Genomic DNA, 17,666 nt, shown 5'->3' with positions numbered 1-17,666 from the left:
AGGGGCGCGGATCGCATCAACCACTTTCCGCTTTAAACCCTTCTTGCGCGCGGCTCTTCGAAATATTCAGACCCGACTGAGTAGCTGGCGCGACGCCGAGCCAGGGGAATCGTCGATCCGCAGCAGACGGCCCGCGTTGGCGATCACGATGAACGTGCCGACGTTGTGCAGGATCGCGGCCCACACTGCGCCGAGCATGCCGGTCGCGGCGAGCGCGATCACCGCGAGCGTCCACGCGAGGCCGATCGCCGCATTGGTCGTCGCCGTGCGCCGGCATTGCCGGCCGAGGCGGATGCAGGTCGGAATCCGCCGCAGATCGTCGCCCAGCAACACGATATCGGCCGACGCGATCGCAATGTCGACGCCGCGCTCGCCCATCGCGATGCTCGTCGAGCCGGCCTTGATCGCCAGCACGTCGTTCAGCCCGTCGCCGACGACGAGCGGATGCAGGCCCGCGCCGATCTCGCGCATCACGTAATCGAGCTTGTCGTGCGGCAGCGCCTGCGCGACCACCGTCTCGATACCCGTCTCGGCCGCGACTTTGCCGGCGACGCGCTCGAGGTCGCCCGTCAGCAGCGTCTGCCGCGCGAGGCCCAGCGTCCGCAACTCGGCGAGCGCTTCGCGCGCGTCGGGCCGCAGCGTGTCGGCAAAACCGAACCATGCGAGCAGCCGCCCGCCGAGCACGAGTCCGACGAGCGGCCCGTCGAAACCGTCAGGGGCCGGGGGCAAGTCACCGGCATGGTCGGCCAGCAGTGCGGGCCGGCCGAGTATCGCCGTACCGGCCGGCGTGTCGGCGACGACGCCGAGCCCGCGCAATTCCCGCGTGCGTTCGAACGGCGCAACAGCGGCGCCCGTGAGGCCGGACGCGGCGGCATCACGGACGAGCGCGCGGCTCGCCGGATGCGCGCTGCTTTCGCCGAGCCGCGCGGCCAGCGCACGCGCCTGCGCGGCGTCGACACCGGGCTGTAGCCACACCTGCCGGACCTGCAATTCCCCGCAGGTGAGCGTGCCCGTCTTGTCGATCACGAGCGAATCGACCTCGGCGATCTTGTCGAGGAACGCGGCATTGCGAAACAGGATGCCGTGCCGCGCGCCGACCGCGATCCCGGCAATGGCCGTGGACGGCGCGGCGAGCACCAGCGCGCACGGGCACGCCGCCACGATGACCGCGAGCATCGCCGATGCATTCGCGGACGTGAACCAGACGATCGCCGCGATCAGCAGGACGAGCGCGAGATACGCGCCCATGTGCCGCTCGAGGACCTGCGTGACGGGCGGTTTCGCCTGCTCCGCATGCTGCATCAGCGCGATGATCTTGCCGAGCGTCGAATCCTTGCCGGTGTGAGTGACTTCGATGCGGAGCACGCCGTCGAGATTCAGTGCGCCGCCATACACGGCGCTGCCCGCATCGATGTCGTGCGGCACGGATTCGCCGGTGATCGGCCCGTTGTCGACGCTCGACGTGCCCGCCACCACGATGCCGTCGACCGGAATGCGGGCGCCGGCCACCACTTCGATGCGGTCGCCCGCGCGCAACGCGTCGTACGCGACTTCGACCACACTGCCGTCGGCGCCGATGCGGCGCACACGGCCGGCCGTCAGCCGGCCGAGCGCGCGGATGGCTTCCTGCGAGCCCAGCACGCTGCGCTCTTCGAGCGCATGGCCGAACGTCATCACGATCGGCAGCAGCGCGGCCGTCGTCATGTCGCCGATCGCCCACGCGGCCAGCATCGCGAGCGCGATCAGGCGATCGGTCACGCCGTGCAGGCTCGGCACACGCAGGCTGTGCCACGCACTCGCGAACACCGGCCCCGCTACGATCAGCGATGCGAGCGCGGCGAGGAGTTGCGCGAGCGTTTCTCCGCCGCCCGACAGCATGCGCCACGCGAACGACAGCACGAGCAGGCCGCCTGCGAGCAGCGCCAGCGCGATCTGCCCCGTGATGGTGCGGCGTTCGTCGGAGGACAGCGCGTAGGCCGTCGTACGTGCGGGAGCGGCGTCCGGCTGCGTGGCCGGTTCGGCGAGCGAATTCATCGGGCGTTTCCGGGCAGGATCAGGTTCGAGGTGTCGTGCGGATCGATCGTCGTCACGCGCCCGGCTTTCGACAGCACGCGCTGCACGCGATCGCGATACAGCCGTGCCAGCAGCCCCGGATCGCCCTTCTCGCGGAGCGTTTTAGCGAGTTGCCGGATTTCGAGCGTGTCGGTCTGCGCGGTCGCGACGCGTTCAGCCGCGTGGGCCTGCGCGTCCTGCACGATCCGGTCCGCATCCTGCTGCGCGTCCTGGCGCCGCTGTTCGGCTGCGGTGCGTGCTTCGGCGATGGTGCGCTCGACGACCTGCAGCGACGTCAGCACCGCGTTGAACGCGTCGGCCGCCGCGCCGGGAAACGCGGGCTGCACGTCGACGCGCGCAACTTCGACGCCGAGCCCCGCGTGCGCCGCGTCGAGTGCGCGCAGGTGCCGCGCGATCGCGTCGGCGAGATCGCCGCGCAACCGTTCGCGACGCGCGGCCATCTGCCGGTCGGCGGCCAGTTGCTCGGGCCGCGCGACCAGGATCGCGTCGAGATCGCGGGTCGCCGCGACCTCGACGGCCGACGCGGACACGATCCGCTCGAGCGCCAAATCGAGACGGTCCTGCTGCAGCACATACGCGTACGGATCGCTGACCCGGTAATAGAGCACCGCGCTCAACGCGACCGCGCCGCCGTCGCCGGTCAGCACGTAGCCTGAACCGGCCAACGCGTCGGGCAATCGCGCGACACCCTGCGCGGATGGCGCGAGCGCCCGCGGATCGCGCTCGAGCGAGCGGATCCGCTGCTCGAGCACGCGCGCGGCGCCCGGCACGAGCAGGACCGATTCGAACGGCTGCGGCCACGCGATCACGAGCCCGGCGTCCTGGGTGCGCACGAGCGCGCCGAAACGCATTACGACCGCGCGGCTGTCCGCCGGAATCCGCCGGATGTTCGAGCCGGCCCATGTGCCTGCGGCGAGCACCGCGAGCGCGGCGATGAACCAGAACGACAGGCGCACGGCCTGCGCGCCCGGACCGAGCGGCGGTGCGGACGGCTCGCTCATCGCGCGGCCTTGTGCGCTTTGGGTGCCGGCGGCGCCTGCCCCGACCCGTCGGTCGGGCCCTGCACGAGCATGCGGAACGGCGCGGCGTCGGTGCGCAGGATCAGGTTCGTATTGGTGCCGACCACCGCGTTCAGCGTGTCGAGCGAACGCAGCATCGTGTACAGGCGCGGGTTGCCCGCATAGCTCTTGCCGTAGATGTCGGCCGCGTCCTTGCGCGACTGCGCTTCGATGCCGGCCGCTTTCACGTTCGCATCGGCCAGCGCGATGCGCGCGTCGCGCTCGGCGTCCGAGCGGATCTGCGCGGCCTCGCGATTGCCGTCCGCGGTACGCTGCGCGGCCACGGTCTCGCGTTCGGCGCTCATCCGGTCGACCGTCGCGGCAAGCGTGGCGGCCGGCAGCGTGAGCCGTTCGAGTCCGACCTGGGCAACGCGCACCCCGTAAGCCGCATAAAGCTGCGCGTCGATCTGTCGGCGCAGCGCATCTTCGAATTCACCGATCTTCACTTGGGCCGGATCGGTGTTCACGAGCGACGCCAGATCGTATCCGGCGGACGTCGTTTGCAGCGCGGAGCCGACGAGCGAGCGGATCTGCCGCGCTGCTTCGTCCGGCTCGTTGCCGACCGTGCGCATGAAGCGCCCGATGTCGCTCGCATCGGCTGGCACGCGCCACGCGACGTAGGCCTCGACGATGATGCGTAGCCCGTCGCGGGTACCGACGTCCTGCAGGCCGCTCGACGTGGTGTGCAGGCGCAGGTCGACGGGCGTCACCGCATCGATCGGCGCAGGCAGGCGCCACGCGAGCCCGGGTTCGAGCAGCACCCGCACGGGCCGCCCGGAGCGCGTGACGACCGATGCCTCGCCGGCGCGCACCTGCACCAAACTCGCAACCGCGAGCGCGACCAGCACACACAGCAGCGCGATGGAGACGCGCAGGCGGAACGCGCCGGGCGGCTGCGGTGCGCCGTGATGCGCGTGGTGGTGGTCGTGGCCATGGCCGTGGTGCGCATGATCATGCGCGTGCGAATGAAACAGACTCACGATGTCGCCCCGAGTGCGGCGTCGTCCGCGTGCGAGGCGGCGGCACGGCCTGCCGCCGTGTTGCGCCGCCCGTGCGGATATCGCCGCGACATGTCAATGGATGCCGGCCAGATCGCCGGCAGGAGTACTGCGAAGATCGACGGTCGCCCGCGTGCCGTCGGCAAGCCGGTCGTCGATGATCGTCATGCGCGCGTTGCGCAGGCCGCGTTGCAGCCGGTCGAGGTAATACTCGAACGGAAACGCGGGGCCGCCGAGCCGGTACGAGACGAGGTCGGCGTCAAAATCGATCTGCTGCACGCGCGCCGACGACACCGTATCGCCGGCCTGCGCTTCGGCCTGCGCGACCCGTTCGAGGCCCTGCTGCTGCGCGTTGCCGAGCAGGCCGGCCGCGAAGCCGCGTGCCTGCGCGACGCTGCCCTGCGCGCGAATCTGCGCGGCCTGCACGTCGTGGAAAGCGGCGGCCGCACCGGTCGGCGGGTGCACGCTCTCGATCACGACCGCGATCACGTCGACGCCGCTTTGCAGCAGGTCGAGCTGTTGCTGGATCGCGCGCTTCAACTGAGCGGCCATCGCGGCCTGATTGGTTTCCAGCAGCGATTCGAGCGTATGCGACGCGAGGTAGTGCACGAGTTCGCGATTGGCGCTCGTGCGCACCGTGCTTTCCGGGTCGATCGTGCGATAGAGCGCCGCGCGCGCGTCCGCATCGGTCAGCCCGAGCCGGTAGTCGACCCGGACGTCGGCGTTGACGACCTGGAAGTTCTGGCGGTCGCCGTTTGCGCCGGCGATCACCTGGGTGGTTTCCCACGGATGCGGCACATCCCACAGACGGTCGAGGCGTTCGGGCGTCGGGCCATCGGCTCGCACCGACGTCGTATCGGCGCTACCGTCATTCGCGCTGCCCGCGATCGCGACCTGGTGCACCGCGCCGTTGTCGACGATGCGCGCGCGCCCGAACGGCCAGGGCAAACCGACGTGCAGGCCCGGCTGCCAGACCGCGACCGGCGCGCCGAACCGTTCATATACCGCGCGCTGCTCCGGATTCAGCACGACGACGGCGGTGAGCAGCCACGCGCACGCAACGGTGGCGGCCAGCGCGCCCGGCAGCAGCCGCACGAAGCTGCGCCAGCCCCAGCTCTGCCGCAGATCGACGCCGTACCGATGGCGCAGTTCGGCGCCGAGCGACGCGAACGGCGACGGGCGCCGGCTCAGCAGTCCGGCGATCGCGCTGGTCGGCACGACGGCGCCGCGCGGCACTGCAAACCACGACAGCCCGCCGCGCAGAGCCAGTTCGGCGGCGACGGCTGCATTGAGCAGCGCGACCGCTTGCACGAGCCAATCGGCCGTGACGTGCCGGAATGCGAACCATGCGGCGGCCAGCGCACCCGCGAGCGCGGTGACGAGCGCGACACGCAACACCCGGGTGAGCGACGCGGATACCGCCGAACCGCTGGCGGCCGCCGCATGATGGCGTTCGGCGACCAGTGTAAGAAAGGCGAGGACGATGCAGGCCGCAGCGGCCGCGAGCGTGGGTTCGGGCGCAGCCATTGCGCGAACCAGCATCGCGGGTGAGGGCGGCTGCCACGCGAGCGCGGCAAGCGCGACGGAGAACGCACCGCCGGCGGTGACGGCCCACGGCCGCCAGTCGATCGCGGCGGCGATCGCCGGCCACGGATTGTCGACTTGCTCCGCCTCCTGCTTGCGGCTGAATGCGCTGCGCAGCCAGTTCTTGAGCAGGCCGGACGCCGAACCCTGCGGCGGATGGCGGCGTGCACGATCGGCGAGCAGCACGCCGATCGCGACGACGAGCACGTTGCACCATGCGCTGGCGAGCGGCGCGCACCAGCGCAGGTCTACGGGCAGGAAGTCGGCGGCGCTCAGCGTGCCGAGCGCGGCGACCAGCAACCCGGCGGCCCCTGCGACTGGCGCGAACGCGTCGCGGCCGGCCGGGCTGCAGGGAGTGTCGTCGTTGCCTTCCGCCTGTTGCCCCATCGGAGCTTCCTTACGTACGAGTTACAGAGTGCGCAGGAGTCCGTGCGGAATGCTGCGAGCGGCAATGTAGCGCGACGGATGATGAAACTCAAGGTGAGCGACGCGAGTGGAGGTATCCGTGAACAATAGATCTGAAGAATGCTGCGGCATTGCCGTTAACCCTTATGTGAGGTTCTGGCAGGGTCCCGGTCGTCCAGACCGGCGCTGCTTGTCAGACGTCAATCGCAAGTAGGGATGAGGTGCATCTGCTCGCAACTCGGGGCGCACTTGCGGTTCCATTGTTGTCCTGAGAAAGCGAATTATGAATTTCAGCAATATGAAACTCGGCGCCAAACTGATCACCGCCTTTGTGCTGGTCTCGACCATCAGTGCCATCGTCAGTGCAATTGGCCTGCGCAATATGTCGCAAATCAGTGCAAACGCAGACAAAACCTATCGGCAGGATCTCGTCGGGCTCAACCTCATTCAGCAGGCAAACGCCGACGTCCTGAGAGTCGGTACATACCTGCGCAATGCCATCCTCGCTCCGACGCCTGAGCAGCGGACTACCTCGATGGGTCAGGCTGAAAAAGCCCTCGCCTCGGCACGCGATCACCTTAACCAGGCGGAACCCCTCGTCTACACGGAGAAGGGCAAAGCCACCTTCACCGAACTCGACCAGGGCTGGCAGGACTACATCCAGGCGTTCAACGAATTCAAAGCCAGGATCAATGCAGCCGGGCCGCAGGACCGGGACGGGCTGACTGATTACCTGTTGGGCGAGTACCACCATAAGGGCTTCAGGACCCTGGTCCTGATGGGCAACCTCGTGGTTCTCAAACAGGGCGATGCGCAAAAAACCGCCGAAGCCAACGACGCGGTATACGGTGAAGGCCGCAATCTGATGTTTGTTCTGGTCGCGATGTCGGTGTTGATCGGCCTGGGAATTGGAGTCTGGATGATGCGTAGCGTGACGCGTCAGTTGGGAACGGAACCGGCGACGGCCGCGGCGCTCGCCAGAAGCGTCGCTGCCGGTGACCTGAATGTCAGGATCGATCTGCGTCCCGGCGACACCAGCAGCCTGATGGCATCGCTGAAGGCAATGTGCGATGCCCTGATGCGGGTCGTCTCGGACGTGCGCGAGAACGCCGAAGGTGTGGCCGCAGCAAGTGCGCAGCTCGCGCAAGGTAATCAGGATCTGTCGAGCCGCACGGAGCAGCAGGCGGCCTCGCTTGAAGAAACGGCATCGAGCATGGAAGAGCTGACCGCAACGGTCCGTCACAACACGGACAATGCGAAGCAGGCCGCAACGCTCGCGGGCACCGCCTCGAACGTCGCGCAGCGGGGCGGCGAAATTGTCGGGCGGGTAGTCGAGACGATGCGCGACATCACCGCCAGTTCGACCAGGATGTCCGAGATTATTGGTGCTATCGAGGGCATCGCCTTCCAGACCAACATCCTGGCGCTGAACGCTGCGGTCGAGGCGGCTCGCGCTGGTGAACAGGGACGTGGCTTCGCTGTGGTCGCCGGTGAAGTCCGCACGCTCGCGCAGCGCAGCGCTACCGCTGCAAAGGAAATCAAGGAGTTGATCTCCGCCTCGGTCGGCCGGGTGGAGGCTGGCTCGATGCTCGTCGAAGAGGCTGGTGGAGCGATCAAGGAGATCGTCACGTCGGTAAAGCGCGTGACGGACATCGTGGGCGAGATTTCGTCGGCATCGAGCGAGCAGAGCAGCGGTATCGAGCAGGTGAATCAGGCAGTTAACCAGATGGACCAGGTCACCCAGCAGAACGCTGCGCTCGTGGAAGAAGCTTCGGCCGCAGCACAGAACATGGCGCAGCAGGCAGAAAGCCTCCGGGACGCGGTGTCTTTCTTCAAGGTCGCCAGCGGGCAGGCAAGTGCATCGCAAGCGATGACGCCACGCAAGGATCCACAGCGGATGCCGCCGCGACATTCAGCGTCCTCGGCTGTTATCACCGCATAGGCAGTGAAAGTCGTTCGTTCTTTCGCGGGCGAACGTACAGGAAAAACGACTAGTAGCAGAGCGGGCTGACGCAGCGAGCTAAACGCTGCGCAGGAGCGGCAACCCCTCGAGCCATTGCTTCGGCGACTGGACCGGCGTATATGAGCCGTGATGTCGCCGGGGCGGAAGCGACATGGATGGAGACACGGGCTCGCCGGTGACGCGGGTTCGAAGAAGCAACGCGAGATGCGACTGCAGTCAGTGTGCAGCGCACTAAAGGCCGTCTCGCCGTCTCCATGCCGGTTGACGCAGGCTTCGTCACTTAGTCCATGCTAGCTGCTGCAAGTGACGACCGGATGAGAAACAGCGAGATTCGACTAATGGGTTCTGTTCGGATCGTGACCAAAAACTATGGGATCACACGCGTCTCTCAATGTATCGAAAACGGTCGTGAAATCGTTGGAAGTAGCAAACATCGATCATGTCTTTCTGGTCCCCGGGAAGCTGATCTACCCGCTGCTCGAGGCCATCGACGAATCGCCGACGATCCGCGCGATCGTCGGCGCCCATGAAGCCGGCAGCGCTTTCATGGCGGACGGTTATGCGCGGGCGAGCCGGAAATTCGGCGTCTGTGTGGGCATTTCCGGGCCGGGCACCATGAATTTCGTGCCCGGAATGGCAGCCGCCCAGGCAGACCGGATCCCAGTGCTTTATATCGCCGGCGGCGTCTCGTCGGGCGCGGAAGGTAAAGGCGCGTTCCAGGACGGTACTCAGGGCGGCATCTTCGAAAGTGCCGTGGTGAGGGGCCTGATGGAAGATGTCGTTGATCTCAAGAACAAGGGCAACATTCAGGCCGAAATGCGCCGCGCGACGGACGGGCTGAACTGGATGCGTCGGGCGCGATCTTTTGTCAGCATTCCCGTCGATGTACAGCAACAGGATGTTCCAGGTAGTCAGGAGGCCGCGCGCACACCGTACTCCCAAAGCGAATTCAACGCACGCGAAGTCCCCGCCAACCGCGCAGCGTTGGATGCCTTGTGCGACCATTACCTGCTCGGCTCGAAGAGGGTCGCGTTTCTGATCGGAAGCCGTGGCAACGACGCGCGAACGGCACAGGCCCTTCTCGAGGTAGCCGAAAAATTCCATGTTCCTGTTGCGACCACGCTATCAGGAAAGGGGGCGTTTCCTGAGAAGCACCCCCTCGCGCTCGGCGTCTATGGATTCGCCAGCCACTCGAGGGCGGTTCGCGCGATCAACACCGACGAACTCGACGCCCTGATCGTGTTCGGCAGCGACCTGAATCAACGCGACAGCATGAACTGGAGCAGAAAGTTGCTCGCGGGCAAAGAGGTGATCGTCTTCGACGACAGCTTCGATCCGCCCGCTACTGGCCACATCGCTCAAGGAACGATTTTTTCGGGAATTGGCGCGTCCTTCCGCTTGCTGGCAGAAAAGAAGGTGGAAACGGGCGCCGGGTTCCGGCAGGTGCTGCAAAAAAGAAAGGCATGGGTGGCCGACCTCAACACGACTGCGCTGTACGACTATCAATTCGAGCAAGCCGGAGGGCAGGTTTCAGCTAGCGATCAACGGCTCTATCCTGGGGACGTGGTGAAGCGTCTGTGCCGGCTACTGCCGAAGGACAGCAATGTCGTCGTGGACTCCGGTGCTCATCGAATCTTCATGGCTCACTATTGGCTTTCGTCGGGAATGGGCAACTATTTTTCGTCGAGTTCTCTCGCGCCGATGGGGTGGGCTATTGCCGCTGGAATCGGCGTCAAGCTTGCTGCACCAGAACGGCCGTGCGTTGTCGTGACCGGTGACGGTTGCATGATGATGCATGGAATAGAAATTCAGACCGCGGCCCGATATCGCGTCAAGGTGATTTATGTGGTTCTGAATAACGCCGCACATGGCGCAATCCATATCGACGCGGTCGGCAATGGTTCGATTTCGGAACAGTTCACCCGGCTGCCCAATCATGACTGGACGGCGTTTGCGGCTTCGCTCGGTGTGGCGGCGCGCCATGTCCAGTGCCTTGACGACCTGGACGGAGCCCTCAGCGAAGCGATGCAACACGAGGGGCCATTCCTGATAGAAGTGAAGACGGGCGTCTTTCCCGCACCGAACCGGTACTATGCGCAAGCCACCACTCACGGTGAGGCCGTCGAGCTCGAGTTCGATGTGAGGCGGCTCACCGGCGATCGTGCCGACGTTGGCGACGACGAGTCATGCGAGATCATCGTTTGAATTGAGTTCCTTCGAAGAGCGCATGTTGCGTCGCTCGCCCATCCAGCGCATCGAGCAGATGCTTCGGGCGAGCGTGCCGATCTCGCGCGTGTCCACGTGCACCGTCGTCAGGGGCGGCCGCGCTTCGCGCGCGATCGCGAGACCGTCGAAGCCGGTGTCCGAAAGCTGCTCAGGAATCGCGATACCGAGTTCTTCTGCCTCCCGCAAAACGCCCATCGCAATTTGATCGTTGCCGCAGATCGCCGCCGCAGGGCGCGGCCCGGCTCCTGCCAGAGCGCATGCAAGGCCCGCCGCCAGAAATCGATTGTTGTTTGACCCATCGGAGAACGGCTTGGCGCTCGCCACGCGGCCACGCCACGAGTTATTTCAACCCTGCCACTGCGCGCCGACGCGCCAACAACCTCACCGCAAGCAGACACCCGCCCATGACGGTCAACGACAACACCGTCGTCATCGTGCCGAGCGCATATATGACCGGTGTCGTCACCGACGTGGTGAGCCCCTGAAGCTCGAGCGGCAGCGTGTTCTGATCGCCGATCGCCTGCGAGGTGCGAGCGATCTCGTCCCATGACAGCGTGAAGCCGAACATCGCGACGCCGACCACCGACGGTCCGATGATCGGCAGCACGACATGCAGGAAACTCTGCCACGGCGTCGCGCCCAGATCGCGCGACGCCTCTTCATAGGCCGGATTGAAGCGGTTGAACACCGCGAACATCACCAACAAACCGAACGGCAGCGTCCACGTCAAATGCGCTCCGAGCGCGGAGGTGAACAGGCCCATCGACGTCGTATAGCTATCGGAAAACGATTGATACCCCCATGCCGACGCGAGGTACTTCACCCCATTATCGAGCAACCGGAACGTCAAACCGATCCCAAGCGAAACAATAATGGACGGCATGATCAGACTCGCGACCGACACGTAGAACACCGCCGTGTCGCCGCGAAACTTTCGACGAAAGGCGAGGCCCGCCGCCACTGAAAACAACACCGTCAGCACCGTGACCGCCAGCGCGAGCCGCACGGATCGTCCGAACGCGCTCCAAATATCAACATCGCCGACGCCGTCGCGCAACGCGGCGAACCAATGCAGCGAGACACCGCGCATCGGAAACGTCAGGCCGCCCTCGGGGCCCTGAAAGGACAGAATGAATATCGTAATCACCGGCCCATACAAGAACAGCACGAACAGGCCGAACAGCAGCGCAAGCCAGTAGAAACTGGCTGGACGGCGTTCCCGATGTTTGCCGCGAATGGCCTGCATTTTCACAGCTCCTTGCGGATATCGACGACCCGCGTCAAACCCCACACGATCATCAGAACGACGGCGAGCAGAATGATCGCATTGGCTGCCGCGGCGGGAAATTGCAGGTAGCCGGTCTGCACCTGAATGACCTTGCCCACCGATGCAATCTGTTGCCCGCCCATCACGCCGACGGTCAGAAAATCGCCCATGACGATCGTGATCACGAAGATCGAGCCGATTACGATGCCCGTCTTCGACAACGGCAGGACCACGTCGCGTACCACCTGCCAGCCGCTCGCACCGGCATCGCGCGCGGCTTCGAGCAGCGACCGCTCGATGCGCATCATCGCGTTGAAGATCGGCACGATCATGAAGAACGTGTAGAGATGGACGAACGCGAGCACCACCGAGAAGTTAGAGTACAGCAGCCATTCGAGCGGCTGGTCGATCAGATGTGCGCCGAGTAGCACCTGATTGACGAGGCCATTGCGGCCGAGCAGCGGCATCCACGAAATCATCCGGATCACGTTGGAGGTCCAGAACGGAATCGTGCAGACGAGGAACAGCACCGTCTGCATGCTCGTCGTGCGCACGTGAAACGCGAGGAAGTAGGCGATCGAAAAGCCCAACAGCAAGGTCATTGCCCACACGATCGCGCAGAACTTGAGCGTCGACCAGTACGTCTTGAAGGTCACGCAAACGTCTGTCATCGACGAACAGCCGTTGAAGATCGCCGCGTAGTTCTTCAGCGTGAACGCGGGAATGATCTGGTATTCGTTGAAGTCCCAGAAACTGACGATCAGCGTGATGACCAGCGGCACGATGAAAAACAGCAGGAAGGTCAGCGACAGCGGCGTGGCCTGCAACCATGCCGGTGCGAGGCGATGTTTGACGGGCGTGTCCTGCGCGTGCGAGGGAAGGTCGATGGTTGCCATGGGCGGGTGTTTATCGAATGACTGCGCGGCGCATCGCTGCTCGAGAACGAGAAGCGACTACGCTGCTCAAAGGAGCCGTGCTTGCCGGCGCGTCACACCTCGGCAAGCACATCGAACCGCGGCGTCGATCAGGCCGCGATGAACTCGTTCCACTTCTGAACCATGTAGATGTTCTCGTCCATCACCGCGTTCCAGCACGCAATCGCACTCATGCGCTGGGTGTATGAACCGCCGTCCCGCACGGCGCCGGCCTTTTCGAGCAGTTGGCCGTCTGGCGCCTTGATGTCCTGCGCGGCCGCTTTGCCTTCGATCCAGTAGTCCCATTCGTACGGCTGCATGTGCGTCTTCGCGGTCTCGATCACGCCGGGGTAGTAGCCCTGGCGCATCAGGTAGGCGCCGGCCCAGCCGTCCTGGAACCAGTTGACGAATTCGTACGCGGCGTCGAGCTTCTTGCCTTGCAGCGAGCGCGGAAAGCCGAAGCCCGAGGCCCACGAGCGATAGCCTTCCTTGAGCGGCTGAAATTTGCACGCGATGCCCATCGTGCGCACCTTCGTCACCGCCGGCGACCACATCGACTGGATCACCACTTCGCCCGACGCCATCAGGTTCACGCTTTCGTTGAAGTCCTTCCAGAACGCGCGAAATTGGCCAGCATGCTTGGCGTCGATCAGGATCTTGATGGTCTGGTCGATCTCGGCCCTGGTCATATTGCCTTTGTCGCCGTATTTCATGTGACCCATCGCCTCGATCGCCATCGCCGAATCCATGATGCCGATCGCGGGAATGTTCAGCAGCGCCGCCTTGCCTTTGAACTGCGGGTTGAGCAGTTCTGCCCAACTGTCGATCGGGCGCTTGATCAGGTCGGGACGAATGCCGAGCGTGTCCGCGTTATAGGTGGTGGGGATCAGCGTCATCCATTCGGTCGGCGTCGCTGAGAACTCGGTCGAGCGCGGGCCGGTCAGGAACATCACCTTCTTGGGCGCGGTGCCCTGGTCGCCGATCTTCTTGCCGTTGACTTCACCGCGCGTCAACACCGGCGTGATCTTGTCGGCGAGCTTGATGCGTTTGGCGTCCATGCCCGCGAGCGTGCCGGCCGGAATCAGCTTCTTGAGCGCGAAGTATTCGGTGTCGACAATATCGAACGAGTTGGGTTGCGTGATGATGCGCTTGGCGACGTCGTCGGTGGTCACTGGCACGTATTGAATCTCGATGCCGGTGTCTTCCTTGAATTTCTTCGCGATGTCGGCACTCTGATTGACCGCGGTGCCGAGGTAGCGCAACGTGATCTTTTCCTGCGCATGCACGTACGGAAAGCCGGCAATGCCGGCCGCCGCCACCGCGCCCTTGATGAACGTGCGGCGCGACAGGCCTTTTCCCTTCACATCGGTTGCGGCCACTGCCGGGCTCTCGTTCGTTTCACTCATTGCTTTCTCCTCAGTTGACGTTCAATTCGCGCTTATTCGACGCTCGGTTCACTGCAATGCGATCCGCTGCGATGCAAGCACTCAGGCTGCCAGCGGATGCGCGTCCCGCTCGTTCCACCAGATCACCACGCGCGCGTCGGGACCGAGCCGTGTCGCGTCGTACTCGCCGTCGCTCACGAGCGAGATCAATTCGGGCGAGCCGTCGAGCGGGTCGAGCGTCATGCGCAGATGCGTGCCCTGGTATTCGGCTTCACGGACCCTGCAGGGCACGCCGCCAATGCGTGTCAGGCCGCTCTCGCCGCCGGCGTTCTGCACCGGCGTGACGCCGTGCGGCACCACGCGCAGATGGTCGGCGCGCACGGTAAACAGGTGGCCATTCGTATTGAAGACGTTATGGCCGCCGAGGAAGCGGGCCACGAATTCGGTACGCGGACGGTTGAATACTTCGTGCGGTGTGCCGCTCTGCTCGATACGGCCATGGCTCATCACCACGACGAGATCGGCCAGCGCCATCGCTTCTTCCTGCGAGTGCGTGACATGCACGAAGGTAATGTCGAGATCCTTCTGCCAACGCTTGAGCTCGGCGCGCATCTGCACACGCAGAAACGGGTCGAGCGCGGAGAGCGGTTCGTCGAGTAGCAGGCAGCCCGGTTGATTCAGTAACGCGCGCGCGAGTGCCACGCGTTGCTGCTGGCCGCCGGATAACTGGGCTGGTTTGCGATCGGCATACGCGGACATCGCCACCAGTTCGAGCAGTTCGGCGGCGCGCTTGCGCCGCACGTCCTTCGCGACGCCGCGCACTTTCAGGCTGAACGCGACGTTGTCGAGCGCGCTCAGATGCGGGAACAGCGCATAGTTCTGAAACACCATTGCGGTGCCGCGCGCGGCGGGTTCGGCGCGCGTGACGTTGCGGCCCGCGATCAGAATGTCGCCTTCAGTGACGGATTCATGACCGGCGATCATGCGCAAGGTCGAGGTCTTGCCGCATCCGGACGGGCCGAGCAGGCAACAGTACTGGCCGCCGGCGATGCGCAGGTCGATCGCGTCGACGGCCAGCGAATCGCCATATTGCTTTGACACGTGGACCAGTTCGATATCGGCGGCTTTGGTTTCGAGCACCGTTGAAGCAGGCTGAATCATGAAGGATGTGTCCTCGTGAACGGCGAACAGTGGGGCACGCGTCAAAACCAATGCGCCGCCCATGCGAAGCCATGCAAACGCAAGACGTGTGCCATCCATCGAATTGTGACGCTCGCGATTGCCGACGTACCGTTGTGCTTAACGTCTACGAGTTGGCTCACATATTGCAAACGATCCGCAGCGTCGATCGTTCGCGATCAGAAGGATGGGATTGCGCGATCACGGTGCGTCTTCGATCCGTCTCGGGGCATGAACTGACCAATCCGGTTCATCCATTACGTGTCGTGGCGCTTTTCGACATCCACGATTTCTTGCTCATGAACGACACACGGAACATGCCCGTAGCAGTGAACCGCGCGCGTCAATCGCTTGCCACGCATGGCCGCTTTGCCTACCGCCCGATCACCGATAGTGACGCGTTCCGCTGGCCTGGCGACACCGGACTCGCGGTCTATCTTGGCTTTAACATCGAGCACTTTGCGTTCGGCGAAGGCCTCGGTGCGGCACTCGGTCCGCTCTCGCCGCAACCGGATGTGCTGAACCATAGCTGGCGCGAGTACGGCAATCGCGTCGGCGCGTGGCGCTGCATCGAACTGTTCGATCAGCTCGCGCTGCCCGCGGGCACGCTGATCAATACCGCGCTCTACGACCACTGTCCTGAACTGATCGAGGCTTGCGTCGCGCGTGGCGATGAACTGATCGGCCACGGCCACACGAACGCGCACCGGCAGAGCGACCTCGACGAAAGCGGTGAACGCGAGCTGCTTTTGCATTGCTGCGAACGGATCGCGGAAGAATCCGGTACGCCGCCGCAAGGCTGGCTGTCGCCGTGGATTTCGGAGTCGCATCTGACGCCCGATCTGCTGGCCGAGACCGGCTATCGCTACACGTTGAACTGGTGTCACGACGACCGCCCAGTACGAATGGCCACGCGTGGCGCGCCGCTGTGGTCGATTCCGTATCCGCAGGAACTCAACGATCTGCCGATGATGGTGGGCCGTCACATGGACGGCCGCGCGTTCGCCGACATGATCGTCGATCAGTTCGACGAGATGCTCGAACAGGCGAATCGCGGCGCGCAAGCGCAGGCGCTGGTGATGGGCATCGCGCTGCATCCGTATCTGGTCGGACAGCCGTACCGGTTGCGGCATCTGCGCCGCGCGCTCGAACATATCGCCACGGCGCGCGCACGAGGCGATGTGTGGATTACCACTCCAGGCGAGATCGCGAGTCATATGGACGATCTGGAGCGGGCCGGCATCGTGCGCCCGGCCGTCGCATGAGCGCGAAAGCCGGCGCGGCTACCGCGAAGAAAAACGCCGGTGACGACACGGATATCAATGCACGCATCTATCAGTCGATCTTCGACGGCGTGATGAATCATCGTTTGCTTCCCGGCACGAAGTTACCGGAGCCCGAACTGTGCCAACTGTTCGGCGTGGGCCGCGCGGTCGTACGTCGTGTGCTGGAAAAGCTCGCCTATGACGGCATCGTCGTATTGCGGCCGAACAAGGGCGCGGTAATCGCCGAGCCCTCGCCCGAGGAAACGCGCGAGATATTCGAGGCGCGGCGCTCAGTCGAACGGATGCTGGTCGAGCTTGCCGTGCAGCGCGCGAGTGCGACGGACATCAAGGCGCTGCGGCAACAACTCGCGAGCGAGCATGACGCCATGCACCGCTACGACCAGCCTTCGTGGGCGACGCTCGCCAGCGGCTTTCATATGCGCGTCGCCGCGCTGGCCCGCAATTCGATCCTGCAAAATTATCTGAAGGAACTGGTATCGCGCTGTTCGCTGATCGTCGGGGTGTATGAGCCGCCGGGGCATGCGCCGTGCGAGCACGCCGAGCATGCTGCGATTGTCGACTGCATCGAGGCGCGCGACTCGGCGGGCGCAATGGGGCATATGGAAGCGCATCTGCGCGATCTCGAAGAACGCATTCAAACCTCGCGAATGCGCGGCGAGAAAAGCCTCGGCCAATTGCTCGGCATCATTGAACACGCGACTACGAACCAGGCGGCCCGACATGGAAATTGATTTCGAAGCGATCACCGAATACCAGCGCTACAAGCTGATGGCGAGCCTGATCGTGCCGCGTCCGATCGCGCTCGTCACCACGCTCGGCGCCGACGGTACGATCAACGCCGCGCCGTTTTCGATGTTCAATATGCTCGGCGAAGAGCCGCCGATCGTGATGATCAGCATTAACCGCGTGGCGGACGGCACGCTGAAGGACACGGCGGTCAACATCTTGCGGACCGGCGAGTTCGTCGTGCATCTCGCCGACGAGACGATCGCCGAAGAAATGCATCGCTGCGGGGAAAGGCTGCCGCCCAACGTTAGCGAACTTGTCGAGGTCGGCTTGACGCCGGTGCCGAGCTCGTGCGTTGCGCCGCCGCGCATTGCCGAAGCGCCGGTTGCTTTCGAGTGCACGATATGGGAGACGCTGGAGACCACCACCCGGCAGATCTTTATTGGCCGCGTACACCGGCTGCATGCGCGCGACGAGTTGATCGACACCGAAACGTGGCGCGTGCGTTTGCAGCACTACTTTCCGGTGGGCCGTTTCGGCGCGAGTGACTATGTGACGACGCGTGACCGCTTTACGTTGGGTTGACGTTGACGCGTATGGAC

General features: G+C 64.5%; 13 protein-coding genes and 1 pseudogene. 5 read left to right on the top strand and 9 right to left on the bottom strand.

Features of this window, described 5'->3' with window-relative positions; translation table 11 throughout:
- Positions 1–66: 66 nt before the first annotated feature.
- From AB3X95_RS09140 to hflK (AB3X95_RS09125), 4 genes are all read right to left on the bottom strand, one after another.
- Positions 67–2,034 (bottom strand): heavy metal translocating P-type ATPase, encoded by a 1,968-nt coding sequence (locus AB3X95_RS09140; RefSeq protein WP_368621130.1) that lies wholly within the window; start codon positions 2,032–2,034, stop codon positions 67–69.
- Complete coding sequence (gene hflK, locus AB3X95_RS09135; RefSeq protein ID WP_368621129.1) at positions 2,031–3,074, bottom strand: protease modulator HflK; 1,044 nt, start codon at positions 3,072–3,074, stop codon at positions 2,031–2,033. The genes AB3X95_RS09140 and hflK (AB3X95_RS09135) overlap by 4 nt, the downstream gene beginning before the upstream one ends.
- A complete protein-coding gene (hflC, locus tag AB3X95_RS09130) occupies positions 3,071–4,111 on the bottom strand; it encodes a protease modulator HflC (RefSeq protein WP_368621128.1) in 1,041 nt (346 codons plus the stop codon). The genes hflK (AB3X95_RS09135) and hflC overlap by 4 nt, the downstream gene beginning before the upstream one ends.
- Positions 4,112–4,204: 93 nt before the next feature.
- Positions 4,205–6,100, bottom strand: coding sequence for a protease modulator HflK (gene hflK, locus AB3X95_RS09125; protein WP_368621127.1), 1,896 nt, complete (start codon positions 6,098–6,100; stop codon positions 4,205–4,207).
- Positions 6,101–6,401: 301 nt separating this feature from the next.
- Here hflK (AB3X95_RS09125) and AB3X95_RS09120 point away from each other — a divergent pair, with 301 nt between their 5' ends.
- Positions 6,402–8,060 carry a methyl-accepting chemotaxis protein gene (locus AB3X95_RS09120; protein WP_368621126.1) on the top strand — a complete coding sequence of 553 codons (1,659 nt, stop codon included), beginning with the start codon at positions 6,402–6,404 and terminating at the stop codon, positions 8,058–8,060.
- 390 nt (positions 8,061–8,450) lie between these two features.
- Complete coding sequence (locus AB3X95_RS09115) at positions 8,451–10,286, top strand: thiamine pyrophosphate-binding protein (RefSeq protein ID WP_368621125.1); 1,836 nt, start codon at positions 8,451–8,453, stop codon at positions 10,284–10,286.
- Here AB3X95_RS09115 and AB3X95_RS09110 read toward each other — a convergent pair.
- The 5 genes and pseudogenes from AB3X95_RS09110 to AB3X95_RS09090 all read right to left on the bottom strand — a co-directional run.
- Positions 10,276–10,603: pseudogene (locus tag AB3X95_RS09110) on the bottom strand (substrate-binding domain-containing protein); the annotation flags it as partial. The gene AB3X95_RS09115 and the pseudogene AB3X95_RS09110 sit on opposite strands and share 11 nt — an antisense overlap.
- Before the next feature lie 44 nt (positions 10,604–10,647).
- Complete coding sequence (locus AB3X95_RS09105; RefSeq protein WP_176122141.1) at positions 10,648–11,553, bottom strand: ABC transporter permease; 906 nt, start codon at positions 11,551–11,553, stop codon at positions 10,648–10,650.
- A gap of 2 nt (positions 11,554–11,555) precedes the next feature.
- Positions 11,556–12,470 (bottom strand): ABC transporter permease, encoded by a 915-nt coding sequence (locus tag AB3X95_RS09100; RefSeq protein ID WP_176122142.1) that lies wholly within the window; start codon positions 12,468–12,470, stop codon positions 11,556–11,558.
- Positions 12,471–12,598: 128 nt separating this feature from the next.
- Complete coding sequence (locus AB3X95_RS09095) at positions 12,599–13,894, bottom strand: PotD/PotF family extracellular solute-binding protein (RefSeq protein WP_368621124.1); 1,296 nt, start codon at positions 13,892–13,894, stop codon at positions 12,599–12,601.
- An 81-nt stretch (positions 13,895–13,975) separates the two neighbouring features.
- Entirely contained in the window at positions 13,976–15,034 is a 1,059-nt protein-coding gene (locus AB3X95_RS09090; protein ID WP_176368528.1) for an ABC transporter ATP-binding protein, read from the bottom strand.
- A gap of 317 nt (positions 15,035–15,351) precedes the next feature.
- Between AB3X95_RS09090 and AB3X95_RS09085 the strand changes: the two genes are divergently transcribed.
- From AB3X95_RS09085 to AB3X95_RS09075, 3 genes are read left to right on the top strand one after another with little or no spacing between them, the layout of a single operon-like run.
- Positions 15,352–16,317 carry a polysaccharide deacetylase family protein gene (locus AB3X95_RS09085; RefSeq protein WP_176122145.1) on the top strand — a complete coding sequence of 322 codons (966 nt, stop codon included), beginning with the start codon at positions 15,352–15,354 and terminating at the stop codon, positions 16,315–16,317.
- Positions 16,314–17,069, top strand: a complete 756-nt coding sequence (locus AB3X95_RS09080) for a GntR family transcriptional regulator (RefSeq protein ID WP_176122146.1) — start codon at positions 16,314–16,316, stop codon at positions 17,067–17,069. Before AB3X95_RS09085 ends, AB3X95_RS09080 begins: the two co-directional genes overlap by 4 nt.
- Positions 17,059–17,649: a flavin reductase family protein gene (locus AB3X95_RS09075; protein ID WP_184228511.1), complete on the top strand. Its 591-nt coding sequence runs from the start codon at positions 17,059–17,061 to the stop codon at positions 17,647–17,649. The genes AB3X95_RS09080 and AB3X95_RS09075 overlap by 11 nt, the downstream gene beginning before the upstream one ends.
- Positions 17,650–17,666: the final 17 nt, after the last annotated feature.

Source organism: Paraburkholderia sp. BR13444 (assembly GCF_040948755.1).
GTDB classification, from domain to species: domain Bacteria; phylum Pseudomonadota; class Gammaproteobacteria; order Burkholderiales; family Burkholderiaceae; genus Paraburkholderia; species Paraburkholderia youngii.
The sequence above is the reverse complement of the archived record's forward strand: the minus strand, read 5'-3'. Positions and strand labels throughout refer to the sequence as shown.

Coding starts and splice junctions, on each gene's coding strand:
- AB3X95_RS09105 (WP_176122141.1), bottom strand. CDS start 11,553: ATGCAGGCCATTCGCGGCAAACATCGGGAACGCCGTCCAGCCAGTTTC.
- AB3X95_RS09075 (WP_184228511.1), top strand. CDS start 17,059: ATGGAAATTGATTTCGAAGCGATCACCGAATACCAGCGCTACAAGCTG.
- AB3X95_RS09115 (WP_368621125.1), top strand. CDS start 8,451: ATGGGATCACACGCGTCTCTCAATGTATCGAAAACGGTCGTGAAATCG.
- AB3X95_RS09100 (WP_176122142.1), bottom strand. CDS start 12,470: ATGGCAACCATCGACCTTCCCTCGCACGCGCAGGACACGCCCGTCAAA.
- hflK (WP_368621127.1), bottom strand. CDS start 6,100: ATGGGGCAACAGGCGGAAGGCAACGACGACACTCCCTGCAGCCCGGCC.
- AB3X95_RS09095 (WP_368621124.1), bottom strand. CDS start 13,894: ATGAGTGAAACGAACGAGAGCCCGGCAGTGGCCGCAACCGATGTGAAG.
- AB3X95_RS09120 (WP_368621126.1), top strand. CDS start 6,402: ATGAATTTCAGCAATATGAAACTCGGCGCCAAACTGATCACCGCCTTT.
- AB3X95_RS09140 (WP_368621130.1), bottom strand. CDS start 2,034: ATGAATTCGCTCGCCGAACCGGCCACGCAGCCGGACGCCGCTCCCGCA.
- AB3X95_RS09090 (WP_176368528.1), bottom strand. CDS start 15,034: ATGATTCAGCCTGCTTCAACGGTGCTCGAAACCAAAGCCGCCGATATC.
- AB3X95_RS09080 (WP_176122146.1), top strand. CDS start 16,314: ATGAGCGCGAAAGCCGGCGCGGCTACCGCGAAGAAAAACGCCGGTGAC.
- AB3X95_RS09085 (WP_176122145.1), top strand. CDS start 15,352: ATGAACGACACACGGAACATGCCCGTAGCAGTGAACCGCGCGCGTCAA.
- hflK (WP_368621129.1), bottom strand. CDS start 3,074: ATGAGCGAGCCGTCCGCACCGCCGCTCGGTCCGGGCGCGCAGGCCGTG.